Raw genomic sequence first — 13,791 nt, 5'->3', positions numbered from 1 at the left:
GGTTCCCCCATGAACTCTTCGACACATCGCAGCGCGCCGCCCAACGGCGCGCGCTGGCTGACCCAGGCGCTGGAGGCCGAAGGCGTCCGCACGCTGTTCGGCTATCCCGGTGGCACCATCATGCCGTTCTACGACGCGCTGGTGGATTCGTCGCTGAAGCACATCCTGGTACGCCATGAGCAGGGCGCGGCGCTGGCCGCCAACGGCTTCGCCCGCGCCAGCAACCAGGTGGGCGTCTGCGTGGCCACCTCCGGCCCGGGCGCCTCGAACCTGGTCACCGGTATTGCCGATGCGATGCTGGATTCGGTACCGATGGTCTGCATCACGGGCCAGGTCGGCACGCCGCTGCTGGGCACCGACGCCTTCCAGGAACTGGATGTGTTCGGCCTGACGATGCCGATCGTCAAGCACAGCTGGCTGGTGCGCAGCGTCGATGACCTGCCGCGCGTGGTGGCCGATGCGTTCCGCATTGCCCGTGAGGGTCGCCCAGGCCCGGTGCTGATCGACCTGCCCAAGGATGTGCAGCTGGCCGATGCCAGCCATCTGCCGGCGCATGTGCCCAGCAGCGTCGAACCGCCGCCGGCGCCGGCCGAGGCCGCCATCGCCGAGGCCATCGCCGCGCTGGCGGCGGCCGAGAAGCCGGTGGTCTACGCAGGTGGCGGCATCGCCCTGGGTGATGCCGTGCAGGACCTGCGCGACTTCGTCGAGGCCAGTGCCATCCCCACCGTAATGACCCTGCGCGGCCTGGGTGCACTGCCGGCCCACCATCCGCAGTCGCTGGGCATGCTGGGCATGCACGGCACCCGCGCCGCCAACATGGCGGTGCAGGAAAGCGACCTGCTGCTGGTGCTGGGTGCGCGTTTCGATGACCGCGCGACCGGCAAGCTGGCCGAGTTCGCGCCATTCGCCCGCGTCGTCCACATCGATGCGGACGCCTACGAGATCTCCAAGCTGCGCACTGCCGACGTCGCCGTGCCTGGCAACGTCGGTCACGCCATCCGTGCCCTGCGTGCGGCCTTCCCCTCCCCCAGGGCCCACCAGGACGCCTGGCGCAAGCGCTGTGCGCAGCACCGCGACCGCTTCGCTGCCCGCTACGACGCACCGGGCCAGCACATCTACGCCCCGGCGCTGCTGAAGCGCCTGAGCGAGCTGGCCCCGGCCGATGCGGTGATCGCCTGCGATGTCGGCCAGCACCAGATGTGGGTGGCCCAGCACTGCCGCTTCAACCACCCCCGCAACCACCTGACCAGTGGCGCACTGGGCACGATGGGCTTCGGCCTGCCAGCGGCGATGGGTGCGCAGTTCGCCTGCCCGGAGCGCACCGTGGTACTGGTGTCCGGCGACGGCAGCTTCATGATGAACGTGCAGGAGCTGGCGACCATCGCCCGCTGCCGCCTGCCGGTGAAGATCGTGCTGCTGGACAACAGTTCGCTGGGCATGGTGCGGCAGTGGCAGGAACTGTTCTTCGCCGAGCGTTACAGCGAGATCGACCTGTCCGACAACCCGGACTTCGTAGCCCTGGCGCAGGTGTTCGGCATTGCCGCCGCCCGCATCGACAACCGCGACGACGTGGAAGGCGGCCTGGCCGCGCTGCTGGCCGAGCCCGGCCCGGCGCTGCTGCACGTGGCCATCGATGCACGCGCCAACGTGTGGCCGCTGGTGCCGCCGAACACCGCCAACAGCACGATGCTGGAAAGCAACCCCGCCCATGCCCGCCAGGAGACCCCCAATGCAATACCGGCTTGACCTGGTGCTGCACCCGGCCGAGGGCGCGCTGCTGCGCGTGATCGGCATGGCAGAACGCCGTGGCTTTGCGCCGCGTGCGATCAGCGGCGCACCGGTGGCCGCCGACGATGGCCGCTGGCACCTGCAGCTGGTCGTCGATGGCCAGCGCCCGGCGGAAACGCTGTGCCGGCAGATCGAGAAGATCTACGACTGCGTGTCCGTGCAGGTCACCGCCGTGGAAGGAGTATCGCCATGAACACCCGTACCGTAGCGACCACGGTGCCGGTACGGAGGCGTCTTCTTCGCCGCCCGTGCCCGCATGCGGCGGTCTTCCGCACCGCGCCGGTGGCCCATGCCGGCCGCTGACACCAGCCAGGAAAGCGATGTCGGCGACGTAAGCGTCGCCGACGTCCTGGCAGCGCAGGCCCGCCTGCGCCGCTTCCTGCCGCCCACCCCGCTGCACCACGCCGAACGCTTCGGTACCTGGCTGAAGCTGGAGAACCTGCAGCGCACCGGTTCCTACAAGGTGCGCGGCGCATTGAATGCACTGCTGGCCGGCCGCGAACGCGGCGACACCCGGCCGGTGATCTGCGCCTCGGCCGGCAACCACGCCCAGGGCGTGGCCTGGGCCGCCTATCGCCTGGATGTGCCGGCCATCACTGTGATGCCGCATGGTGCACCCGCCACCAAGATCGCCGGCGTCGCCCACTGGGGCGCGACCGTGCGCCAGCACGGCAACAGCTATGACGAAGCCTACGCCTTCGCGGTCGAACTGGCACAACGCCACGGCTACCGCTTCCTGTCCGCGTTCGACGATGCCGACGTGATCGCCGGCCAGGGCACGGTCGGCATCGAGCTGGCCGCGCATGCCCCGGACGTGGTGATCGTGCCGATCGGTGGCGGTGGCCTGGCTTCCGGCGTGGCCCTGGCGCTGAAATCACAGGGCGTGCGCGTGGTCGGCGCGCAGGTGGAAGGCGTTGATTCGATGGCACGCGCGATCCGCGGCGACGTGCGCGAGATCGCACCCGTCGCCTCGCTGGCCGACGGCGTGCGGGTGAAGATCCCCGGCTTCCTGACCCGTCGCCTGTGCACCTCGCTGCTGGACGATGTGGTGATCGTGCGCGAAGCCGAACTGCGCGAAACCCTGGTCCGGCTGGCACTGGAAGAACACATCATTGCCGAGGGTGCCGGCGCGCTGGCGCTGGCCGCTGGCCGCCGCGTCGCGGGCCGCCGCAAGTGCGCGGTGGTCTCCGGCGGGAACATCGATGCCGGTGTGCTGGCCGGCCTGCTAACCGACATCCGACCGCGCCCGCCGCGCAAGCCACGGCGACGGCGCAGCGAAACACCCCGCTCGCCCGCCAAGGCCAGCGCGCCGCCCTCCCCCATGCCTTCCCCTTCCCACCTGCAAGCCGCAACGCCCGCTGTCGAGGAGATTTCCCTGTGACCACCATCGAACGAATTACCACCCCGCGCATCCGCATCTTCGACACCACCCTGCGTGACGGCGAGCAGTCCCCCGGCTGCAGCATGAGCCCGCCGCAGAAGCTGGTGATGGCGCGTGCGCTGGACGAACTGGGCGTGGACATCATCGAGACCGGCTTCCCGGCCAGCTCGCAGTCCGACCGCGAAGCGATGGCACTGATCGGCCGCGAACTGCGCCGCCCGAGCCTGAGCCTGGCGGTGCTGTCGCGCTGCCTGCAGGCCGATATCGAAACCTCGGCACGCGCACTGGAAGCCGCGGCCAACCCGCGCCTGCACGTGTTCCTGTCGACCAGCCCGCTGCACCGCGAGCACAAGCTGCGCATGACCCGCGAACAGGTACTGGAGTCGGTACGCAAGCATGTATCGCTGGCCCGCACCTACATCGACGATGTCGAGTTCTCGGCCGAGGATGCCACCCGTACCGAGCTGGATTACCTGATCGAAGTCGCGCGCGTGGCGATCGCCGCCGGTGCCACCACCATCAACCTGCCCGACACCGTCGGCTTCACCACGCCCGAAGAGATCCGCGCGATGTTCCAGCAGGTCATCGCCGGCGTCGCCGACGTGCCGAACGCGGCCAACGTGATCTTCAGCGCGCACTGCCACAACGACCTGGGCCTGGCCGTGGCCAACTCGCTGGCCGCCATCGAAGGCGGCGCGCGCCAGGTCGAGTGCACCATCAACGGCATCGGCGAACGCGCCGGCAACTGTTCGCTGGAAGAGATCGCGATGGTGCTGAAGGTGCGCCAGGCCTTCTACGAGCAGGACAGTTCGATCAACACCCCGCGCATCGTCGGCACCTCGCAGTTGCTGCAGCGCCTGGTCGGCATGCCGGTACAGCGCAACAAGGCCATCGTCGGCGCCAATGCGTTCGCCCACGAATCGGGCATCCACCAGCACGGCATGCTGCGCCATCGCGGTACCTACGAAATCATGCGCCCGGAAGACGTGGGCTGGGAGGATTCGCAGATGGTGCTGGGCCGCCACAGTGGCCGTGCCGCCGTTGAAGCGCGCCTGCGTGCGCTGGGCTTCTGGCTGGACGAAGACGAACTGAAGCTGGTGTTCGAGCAGTTCAAGGGCCTGTGCGAACAGCAGCGCGTGGTCACCGATGCCGATCTGCAGACGCTGATGCAGGGCGGTTCCAACGCACAGGGCTACCGCCTGGCCTCGATGACCATCAGCGATGTCGGCAGCCGCGCCAACGCACTGGTCGAACTGTCCGATCCGGATGGCAACCGCGTGGCCGAGACCGCGCAGGGCGACGGCCCGGTCGATGCGCTGTTCGGCGCACTGTCGGCCGCCACCGGCGTGCAGCTGATGCTGGACAGCTACCACGTGCACAGCGTCGGCATCGGCGCCGATGCACGCGGCGAAGCCAACCTGAGCGTGCGCCACGAGGGCGTGGAGTACGACGGCACCGGCACCAGCAAGGACATCATCGAAGCGTCCGCGCTGGCCTGGCTGGATGTTGCCAACCGCCTGCTGCGCCAGCGCCAGGCCGCCGCCCACAGCAGCACCGACGTTCCCACCCCCGCCACCGCCTGAGGAACCCGAGATGAGCGCCTTCGACACCCCCACCCCGACCAGCGCCGCTGGCCAGCAGTGGAACGCCCAGGACTATGCGATCGACGCCGGCTTCGTCCCGCTGCTCGGCGGCGCGGTATCGCGCCTGCTCGACCCGCGCGCCGGTGAGCGCATCCTCGACCTGGGCTGTGGCGATGGCGTACTCAGTACCGAGCTGGCGCTGAGCGGCGCACGCATCCACGGCGTGGATGCTTCGCCGGAACTGGTGGTCGCCGCCCGCGCACGCGGTGTCGACGCGCAGGTGATGGACGGCCACGCGCTGTCGTTCGACAGCGAGTTCGATGCAGTGTTCAGCAATGCCGCACTGCATTGGATGACGACTCCGGACCGCGTGCTGGAAGGCGTGCGCCGCGCCCTGCGCCCCGGCGGCCGCTTTGTCGCCGAATTCGGTGGCCACGGCAACGTGGCCACGATCATCGCGGCGGTACAGGCCGCGCGCGTGGCCCACGGCCATGGCGCCAGCACCTTCCAGTGGTATTTCCCGACGGCCGATGCCTACGCCGACCGCCTGCGCCAGCATGGCTTCCAGGTGCAACTGATCGAGTGCACGCCGCGCCCGACCGCACTGCCGACCGGCGTGGCCGGCTGGCTGCGGGTCTTCGCCGCACCACTGCTGGACGACCTGCCGGCCGAGGCCCGCGCTACCGTGCGCGAGGCCGCCACCGCGTTGCTGGCCGAGCTGCCGCGCAATGCCGCCGGCCAGCCGCTGGCCGACTACGTGCGCCTGCGCGTGCTCGCCCGCCGTCGCTGACTTGACCGTTCCGTTTCCTTTACTGATGTTCGCTATTTCGTACTTCTGCCAGGCATACGCATGACTTCCGCACCCCGCACCCTGTACGACAAACTGTGGGACGCCCACGTGGTGGTTCCCGAAACCGACAGCGCCCCCGCCGTGCTGTACATCGACCTGCACCTGATCCACGAGGTGACCTCGCCGCAGGCGTTCACCGAACTGCGCGAGCGCGGCCTGTCGCCGCGCCGGCCGGACCGCACCAAGGCGACGATGGACCACTCCACGCCAACCCTGCCGCCTGCCGCCGACGGCACGTTTCCCTACGCCAGCGCTGCGTCCGAAGCGCAGGTCGCCACCCTGGCACGCAACTGCGCCGAACACGGCATCGAACTGTTCGACATGGCCTCGGACAACCGCGGCATCGTCCACGTGATCGCGCCGGAACAAGGCTTCACCCAGCCCGGCATGACCATCGTCTGCGGCGACAGCCACACCTCCACCCACGGTGCGTTCGGTTCACTGGCCTTCGGCATCGGCACCAGTGAAGTCGGCCACGTGCTGGCCACGCAGTGCCTGCTGCAGCGCAAGGCGAAGACCTTCGCGATCACCGTCGATGGCCCGCTGGCGCCCGGCGTCGGCGCCAAGGACGTGGTCCTGCACATCATCGGCGTGATCGGCGTCAACGGCGGCACCGGCCACGTCATCGAGTTCCGTGGCAGCACCATCGAAGCGATGGACATGGAACAGCGCATGACCCTGTGCAACATGTCGATCGAGGCGGGTGCGCGTGCCGGCATGGTGGCGCCGGACCAGGTCACCTTCGACTTCGTCGCCGCTACGCCGCGCGGGCCGAAGGGCGCCGATTTCGACGCCGCCGTGGCGCGCTGGCAGCAGCTGCGCAGCGATGAGGGCGCGCGTTTCGACAGCGAAGCGCACATTGACGCCGCCGACATCCGCCCGACCCTGACCTGGGGTACCCATCCGGGCACGGCTATCGCGGTGGATGCGCCGATTCCGGCGGCCAACGATGCCGCCGCACAGAAGGGCCTGGACTACATGCATTTCCAGGCCGGCAAGGCGCTGGCCGGAACGCCGGTGGACGTGGTGTTCGTCGGTTCGTGCACCAACGGTCGGCTGAGCGACATGCGCGAAGTGGCGCAGGTACTGCGCGGTCGTCGCGTCGCTGACCGGGTGCGCATGCTGGTGGTGCCGGGCTCGGAGATCGTCAAGCGCGAAGCCGAGGCCGAAGGCATCCACGAGATCGTGCGCGCGGCCGGTGCCGAGTGGCGCGAGCCGGGCTGCTCGATGTGCATCGCCATGAACGGCGATCTGGTCGCACCCGGGCAGCTGGCCGTGAGCACCAGCAACCGCAATTTCGAAGGCCGCCAGGGCCCTGGTTCGCGCACGCTGCTGGCCTCGCCGATGAGCGCGGCGTGGGCCGCGGTGAACGGGCACGTCGCCGATACCCGCGAACTGTTCGCACAGGAGGTGGCGTGATGGCCGGTTTCCGTACCCTGACCTCGGCCAGCGTGGTGCTGCGCCAGACCAACATCGACACCGACCAGATCATTCCGGCGCGGTTCCTGTCCACCACCGAACGCGCCGGCCTGGGCCGCAACGCGTTCAATGACTGGCGCTGGCAGGCCGACGGTTCGCCGGTGGCCGACTTCGCCTTCAACCAGCCGCACAACGCCGGCCGCAGCATCCTGCTGGCGGGCCGCAACTTCGGCTGCGGTTCTTCGCGCGAGCATGCACCGTGGGCATTGACCGATCTGGGCCTGCGCGCCATCGTCAGCAGCGAGATCGCCGACATCTTCCGCGGCAACTCGCTGAAGAACGGACTGCTGCCAATCGTGCTGGACGAAGCCGACGTGCAGGCGCTGATGCAGCGCCCGGACGACGAGCTGACCATCGACGTGGCCGCGCGTGAGCTGCGCACGCCCGATGGGCGCGTCTATTCCTTCCCGCTGGATGGCTTCTCGCAGACCTGCCTGCTGGAAGGCGTCGACCAGTTGGGGTATCTGTTGGGCCGTGTCCCTGAAATCGAACGCTACGAGAGTGAGCATGCACGCTGAAATTGTTGTCCTGCCCGGTGATGGCATCGGCCCGGAAGTGGCCGCCGCGGCAGTCGCCGTCCTGAAGTCTGTCGCCACGCGCTTCAACCACACCTTCACCTTCAGCGAGCACGACATCGGTGGCATCGCCATCGACCGCCACGGCGAGCCGCTGCCGGCCTCTACGTTGACTGCCTGCCAAGCCGCCAACGCGGTGCTGCTGGGTGCGGTCGGCGGCCCGAAGTGGTCCGATCCCAACGCCAAGGTGCGCCCGGAACAGGGCCTGCTGGCGATCCGCAAGGCGCTGGGCCTGTATGCCAACCTGCGCCCGGTGCGTACCCACGAAGCCGCACTGCACGCCTCGCCGATCAAGGCCGAGCTGCTGCAGGGCGTGGACTTCGTCGTGGTACGCGAACTGACCGGTGGCATCTACTTCGGCGACAAGACCCGCGACGCCGACAGCGCCAGCGACCTGTGCCGCTACACCGTGGCCGAGATCGAACGCGTGCTGCGCAGTGCCTTCCGCCTGGCCCGGCAGCGCCGCGGCAAGGTCACCTCGGTGGACAAGGCCAACGTGCTGGAGACCTCGCGCCTGTGGCGTGACGTGGCCGCGCGCATCGGCCGCGAGGAATTCCCGGACGTTGCGCTGGAGCACCAGCTGGTCGATTCCATGGCCATGCACCTGCTGGCCAAGCCGCGCGAGTACGACGTGATCGTCACCGAGAACATGTTCGGCGACATCCTCACCGATGAGGCGTCGATGCTGGCCGGGTCGCTGGGCCTGCTGCCGTCGGCCTCGCTGGGCGAGCCGGGCGCGGTGGGCATCTACGAACCGATCCATGGTTCCGCTCCGGATATCGCTGGCAAGGGCATCGCCAATCCGTACGCGACGATCTTCAGCGCCGCGATGCTGCTGCGCCATTCGCTGGGGTTGGAAACGGAAGCCGCTGCGGTGGAAGCCGCCGTGCACGCCGTGCTGGACGATGGCGTGTTCACCGCCGATCTGGCCGCCAAGGGCCAGGCGGTGAGCACGGCAGCCGCCACCGACGCGGTGCTGGCCAAACTCAACTGATCCGATAGCGCCACGCCACCTGTGGCGCCTCTCCCTTCGCACATTGCGGGCAGCCACCCATGGGGTGGCTCTACTGTAGAGCCACGCCATGCGTGGCTGCATTATTTGGTGGTGTACCCACCATTGACCAGGATGGTCTGCCCGGTCATCCACCAGCCGTCGGTGACCAGGAAGCGGATCCACGGCACGATGTCGGCGATGTCGGTCAGGCCGGTGCGGGTGAACGCCGAGAGCGCGGCCGCGGTCTTGTGGTACGCCTGCGCATCGGCACTCTCGGCCGGGTAGAAGAACGGCGTGTCCATCGGGCCCGGCCCGATCGCAGTCACCGAGATGCCGCGCTCACCGAACTCCTTGGACGCCGCGCGGGTGAAATGCTCAACCGGTGCCTTGGTGCCGGCATAGCTGGAATAGAACGGCGTGAACGCACCCAGCAGTGAGGTGACCAGGGTGCAGATGCGGCCACCGTCGTTGACGTGGCGGCCAGCCTCCTTGAGGAAGAAGAACGCGGCCTTGGCGTTGACCGCGCTCATCTCGTCGTACTCCGCTTCGCTGATCTCCAGCAGCGGCTTCTTCAGCACCTTGCCGACCGTATTGATGGCGATGTCGGGACGGCCGACTGCGGCCACGGCATCGGCGAACAAGCGCTCCATCGCTGCGGCCGACGTCAGGTCGCCCTGCAGGGCAACGGCCTTGCTGCCGGCGGCCTGCACGGCGGCGACGGTCGCCTCTGCATCGGCCTGGGTGGCGGCGCTGTTGTAGTGGATGACGATGGCTTTGGCGCCCTGGCTGGCGAAGTCGCGGGCGATCAGTCCGCCCAGGTTCTTGGCGCCACCGGCGATCAGTACGGTCTTGCCGTTGAGGGAATGGTCGGTCATGGCCTCGGTCTCGGGAGGGGGCTGCCCGGGGTGGCAACCCTGCCCTGACGACGATATCGTGCAGAAAATGCGGATAAAGCCCGCCGCATTGACTTAACCTTCCAGAGCCAGCGAACAATGGATCGGATCGATCGCTTCCGCATCTTCACCCGGGTGGTGGAGTGCGCCAGCTTCACCCGCGCCGCCGACCAGCTCGGCCTGCCCCGCTCCACCGTCTCGGCAGCCATTGCGGAGCTGGAGCAGCGGCTCGGTACCCGCCTGCTGCAGCGTTCGACCCGCAGGGTGTCGACCACCCACGACGGCGACGTGTTCCATGCCCGCTGCCTGCGCCTGATCGCCGAGGTTGAAGACGCCGAATCGCTGTTCCGGCAGGACGATGCGCAGCCGGTGGGTCTGCTGAAGATCGACGTGCCCAGTCGCATCGGCCGCCGCATCATCGCCCCGGCGCTGCCGGATTTCTTCGCTCGCTACCCGCAGGTGGAAGTCGACCTGGGCATGACCGACCGCGCGGTGAACCTGATCGAAGACGGCTGCGATGCCGTGCTGCGGGTCGGGCAGCTGGGCGATTCCAGCCTGGTCGCGCGCACGCTGGGCCAGCTCGACTTCGTCAACGTTGTCGCGCCGGCCTACCTGCGCGAGTACGGTGTGCCGCAGCAACCTGCCGACCTGCAGCAGCACCGGGCGGTGAACTACGCGTCGCCGACCACGGCGCGGGTGGAACCGTGGGAGTGGCAGGAGGGTACGCAGCTACGCACATTGCCGATGCCCGGCTGGGTGCGGGTCAACAGTGCAGAAGCGTCGATCGCGTGCTGTGTGGCGGGGCTGGGGCTGCTGCAGATTCCGCGCTACGACGTGCAGGCCGAACTGCAATCCGGTGCGCTGGTGGAAGTGATGCCGCAGCATGTGGCGCAACCATTGCCGGTGACCCTGCTGCAGCCGCATCGGCAGCACCGCGCACAACGCGTACAGGTATTCATCGAATGGCTGCTGCCAGTGCTACGGAGCGGCCTGCAGCTACAGTAGATCCACGCCATGCGTGGATGCGTGCCGCAGTGCCAACCAAGGTTGGCACCTACCAAGGCGGTGGCCGCAGAACCCGGGGCATTACGCCCCGGATTCGTCCGGCTTCACCCGGAACCATGCCGCGTACAACGCCGGCAGGAACACCAGGGTCAGCACCGTGCCGACGATCAGGCCGCCCATGATCGAGATCGCCATCGAGCCATAGAACGCGCTGCGCGACAGCGGAATCATCGCCAGCACGGCCGCCAGCGCGGTCAGTACGATCGGGCGGAAGCGGCGCACCGTCGCGTCGATGATCGAATGCCAGCGGTCATGCCCGGCATCGATGTCCTGCTGGATTTGGTCGATCAGGATCACCGAGTTGCGCATGATCATGCCGGCCAGCGCGATCGTGCCCAGCAGTGCCACGAAGCCGAACGGCGCGCGGAACAGCAGCAGGAACAACGTCGCGCCGATGATGCCCAGCGGCGCGGTCACCAGCACCATCGCCGCACGCGAGAAGCTGCGCAGCTGCAGCATCAGCAGCGTGGCCACCACCACCAGGAACAGCGGCATGCCGGCCTTGATCGAGTTCTGGCCACGTGCCGAATCCTCCACGGTACCGCCGGTTTCCAGCAGGTAACCGTTCGGCAGCTCGGCACGGATGCCATCCAGCGTCGGCAGGATCTGGTGCACCACGTCCAGCGGCTGCATGCCATCGCTGATGTCGGCACGCACGGTCACCGTCGGCAGGCGGTTGCGGTGCCAGATGATGCCGTCCTCGAAGCCGTACTCCATCGTCGCCACCTGCGACAGCGTGATGCTGCCGCCGTTGGCGGTCGGCATCGACAGGCTGGACAGCAGCTCCAGCTGGTTGCGCTCATCGGCCGGGCCACGCAGCAGCATCTCGATCTGGCGGTTGCCTTCGCGGTACACGCTCACCGACTGCCCGGCCAGCGAACTGGACAGGAACTGGCTGACCTGGGCACTGCTCACGCCCAGCGCCCGCGCACGCTCCTGGTCGATCACCAGCCGCACCACCTTGCTCGGCTCGCTCCAGTCCAGGTTGACGTTCATCACGTGCGGGTTCTCGCGCACCTTGGCCTCGACCTGGCGCGCGATCGCCTGCACCTTCTCGATGTGCTCGCCGGAAATGCGCATCTGCACCGGATAGCCGACCGGCGGGCCGTTCTCCAGGCGGGTCACGCGCATCTGCACGTCCGGGAACTTCGGAATCACCTCGTGCAGCAGCCAGTCACGGGTGCTTTCGCGCGCCTTGATGTCCTTGGCCAGTACCACGAACTGGGCGAAGTTGGTGGCCGGCAGCTGCTGGTCCAGCGGCAGGTAGAAGCGCGGCGAACCGGTGCCCACGTAGGACACGTAGTTGGCGATGCCCTCGCGGCTGGACAGCAGCTTCTCCAGCTTCTCGGCCTGGGCCTGGGTCGAGCGCAGCGATGCGCCCTCGGCCAGCTCGATGTCCACCATCAGTTCCGGCCGGGTCGAATCCGGGAAGAACTGCTGCGGCACGAAGCGGAACATCATCAGCGAGAACACGAACAGGGCAATGGTCGCGGCAATCACCCACCAGCGGTGGCGCAGGCAGCCATCGAGGAAGCGACGGAAGCTGCGGTAGAACGGGCGCTGGTACGGATCGTGGTCGTGCCCGTGCTGCGGCGGCGCGATCAGGTTGGCCAGCGCCGGATAACGATCGGCCCACTGCTGGCGCTTGGCGTGCCAGCGCGCGGACACGCTGCCCGGCTTCGGCGGCTGCGGATTGAACAGGTCCGGCAGCATCTTGTCGCCCAGGTACGGGATGAACAGCACCGCCGCGATCCACGACACCACCAGCGCGATGGTCACCACCTGGAACAGCGAACGCGTGTACTCACCGGTGCTCGAGGCCGCCGTAGCGATGGGCAGGAAGCCGGCCGCCGTGATCAGCGTGCCGGTCAGCATCGGGAACGCGGTGGATTCCCAAGCGAAACTGGCCGCGCGCAGGCGGTCGTAACCCTGCTCCATCTTGGTGGCCATCATCTCCACCGCGATGATCGCATCGTCCACCAGCAGGCCCAGCGCCAGCACCAGTGCACCCAGCGAAATCTTGTGCAGGCCGATGTCGAAGTAGTGCATGACGAAGAAGGTCATCGCCAGCACCAGTGGAATGGTCACGCCCACCACCAGGCCGGTGCGTAGGCCCAGCGAGAAGAAACTGACCAGCAGCACGATCACCACCGCTTCGGTCAGCACCTGCACGAACTCGCCGACCGACTCTTCCACCGACTGCGGCTGGTCGGACACCTTGCGCAGTTGCATGCCCGCCGGCAGGGTCTTCTGCAGGCGCTCGAACTCGGCATCGAGATTGGCGCCGAGCTTGAGGATGTCACCGCCATCCTTCATCGCCACTGCCAGGCCGATGGCCTCTTCACCCATGAAGCGCATCTTCGGCGACGCCGGATCGGCGAAGCCACGCTTGACCTCGGCGATGTCGCCCAGGTGCACGGTGCGGTCACCGGCGCGGATCGGGAACTGGCGGATCGCTTCGATGTCGTTGAACTGGCCGGTCACGCGCAGCTGCACGCGGTCGGTGGCGGTCTCGAAGAAGCTGGTGCCGGTGACCGCATTCTGGTCGGCCAGCGCCTGCTGTACCTGCTGCATCGACACACCCAGCGTGGCCAGGCGGGTGTTGGACAGCTCGATCCACACCTTCTCGTCCTGCAGGCCGACCAGGTCGATCTTGCCGACATCGGGCACGCGCTGCAGTTCCAGCTGGATGCGGTCGGCGTAGTCGCGCATCACCGCGTAGTCGAAGCCCTTGCCGGTCAACGCATAGATGTTGCCGTAGGTGTCGCCGAACTCATCGTTGAAGAACGGACCGACGATCTCGCGCGGCAGCGTCGCACGGATGTCGCCCACGCGCTTGCGCACCTGGTACCACAGGTCCGGGATCTGCCTGGAACGCAGGCTGTCGCGGGCCATGAAGATGACCTGCGATTCGCCGGGGCGCGAATAGGAGCGGATGAACTCGTACTCGCCGGTGTTCATCAGCGCCTTCTCGATCGGCTCGGTCACCTGCCGCGAGACCTGTTCGGCTGTGGCGCCCGGCCACAGCGTGCGCACCACCATCGCCTTGAAGGTGAATGGTGGATCCTCGGACTGGCCCAGATGCTTGTACGACCACGCGCCGATCAAGGCGAAGGCGAGCATCGCAAACAGCACCAGCGGGCGATTGGCCAGCGCCCACTCGGAAAGATTGAAGCGGCGCAC

11 protein-coding genes are annotated in these 13,791 nt (G+C 68.0%); 9 read left to right on the top strand and 2 right to left on the bottom strand.

All coding sequences use genetic code 11. The features are described 5' to 3' along the window. The first annotated feature begins 9 nt into the window (after positions 1–9). The 8 genes from ilvG (at position 10) to leuB (ending at position 8,650) form a co-directional block, all read left to right on the top strand. Positions 10–1,746 carry an acetolactate synthase 2 catalytic subunit gene (gene ilvG, locus AC5P9F_RS05380; RefSeq protein ID WP_164225758.1) on the top strand — a complete coding sequence of 579 codons (1,737 nt, stop codon included), beginning with the start codon at positions 10–12 and terminating at the stop codon, positions 1,744–1,746. Next, positions 1,730–1,981 carry an ACT domain-containing protein gene (locus AC5P9F_RS05375; RefSeq protein ID WP_005410947.1) on the top strand — a complete coding sequence of 84 codons (252 nt, stop codon included), beginning with the start codon at positions 1,730–1,732 and terminating at the stop codon, positions 1,979–1,981. The genes ilvG and AC5P9F_RS05375 overlap by 17 nt, the downstream gene beginning before the upstream one ends. 96 nt (positions 1,982–2,077) lie before the next feature. Further along, the gene (locus AC5P9F_RS05370; RefSeq protein ID WP_033835631.1) at positions 2,078–3,169 is read left to right on the top strand and encodes a threonine dehydratase; all 1,092 of its coding nucleotides are present in this window, start codon (positions 2,078–2,080) and stop codon (positions 3,167–3,169) included. After that, complete coding sequence (locus tag AC5P9F_RS05365; protein WP_164225649.1) at positions 3,166–4,752, top strand: 2-isopropylmalate synthase; 1,587 nt, start codon at positions 3,166–3,168, stop codon at positions 4,750–4,752. Before AC5P9F_RS05370 ends, AC5P9F_RS05365 begins: the two co-directional genes overlap by 4 nt. A gap of 10 nt (positions 4,753–4,762) precedes the next feature. After that, the gene (locus tag AC5P9F_RS05360) at positions 4,763–5,542 is read left to right on the top strand and encodes a class I SAM-dependent methyltransferase (protein ID WP_076739909.1); all 780 of its coding nucleotides are present in this window, start codon (positions 4,763–4,765) and stop codon (positions 5,540–5,542) included. A gap of 60 nt (positions 5,543–5,602) precedes the next feature. Continuing rightward, positions 5,603–7,021 (top strand): 3-isopropylmalate dehydratase large subunit, encoded by a 1,419-nt coding sequence (gene leuC, locus AC5P9F_RS05355; protein ID WP_099524003.1) that lies wholly within the window; start codon positions 5,603–5,605, stop codon positions 7,019–7,021. Beyond that, entirely contained in the window at positions 7,021–7,599 is a 579-nt protein-coding gene (leuD, locus tag AC5P9F_RS05350; RefSeq protein WP_005410953.1) for a 3-isopropylmalate dehydratase small subunit, read from the top strand. The genes leuC and leuD overlap by 1 nt, the downstream gene beginning before the upstream one ends. After that, positions 7,589–8,650, top strand: a complete 1,062-nt coding sequence (gene leuB / locus AC5P9F_RS05345; RefSeq protein ID WP_005410954.1) for a 3-isopropylmalate dehydrogenase — start codon at positions 7,589–7,591, stop codon at positions 8,648–8,650. Before leuD ends, leuB begins: the two co-directional genes overlap by 11 nt. Before the next feature lie 101 nt (positions 8,651–8,751). Here leuB and AC5P9F_RS05340 read toward each other — a convergent pair whose 3' ends face one another. Next, positions 8,752–9,525, bottom strand: a complete 774-nt coding sequence (locus AC5P9F_RS05340; protein WP_043034056.1) for an SDR family oxidoreductase — start codon at positions 9,523–9,525, stop codon at positions 8,752–8,754. A 117-nt stretch (positions 9,526–9,642) separates the two neighbouring features. On the opposite strand from AC5P9F_RS05340, the gene AC5P9F_RS05335 reads away from it, so the two are divergent. After that, complete coding sequence (locus AC5P9F_RS05335) at positions 9,643–10,548, top strand: LysR family transcriptional regulator (RefSeq protein WP_274849926.1); 906 nt, start codon at positions 9,643–9,645, stop codon at positions 10,546–10,548. 81 nt (positions 10,549–10,629) lie between these two features. Here AC5P9F_RS05335 and AC5P9F_RS05330 read toward each other — a convergent pair whose 3' ends face one another. After that, the gene (locus tag AC5P9F_RS05330) at positions 10,630–13,791 is read right to left on the bottom strand and encodes an efflux RND transporter permease subunit (protein ID WP_005410957.1); all 3,162 of its coding nucleotides are present in this window, start codon (positions 13,789–13,791) and stop codon (positions 10,630–10,632) included.

It is taken from the genome of Stenotrophomonas sp. YJH_SMC_4 (assembly GCF_059371575.1).
This window is presented reverse-complemented; position numbering and strand designations above follow the sequence as displayed.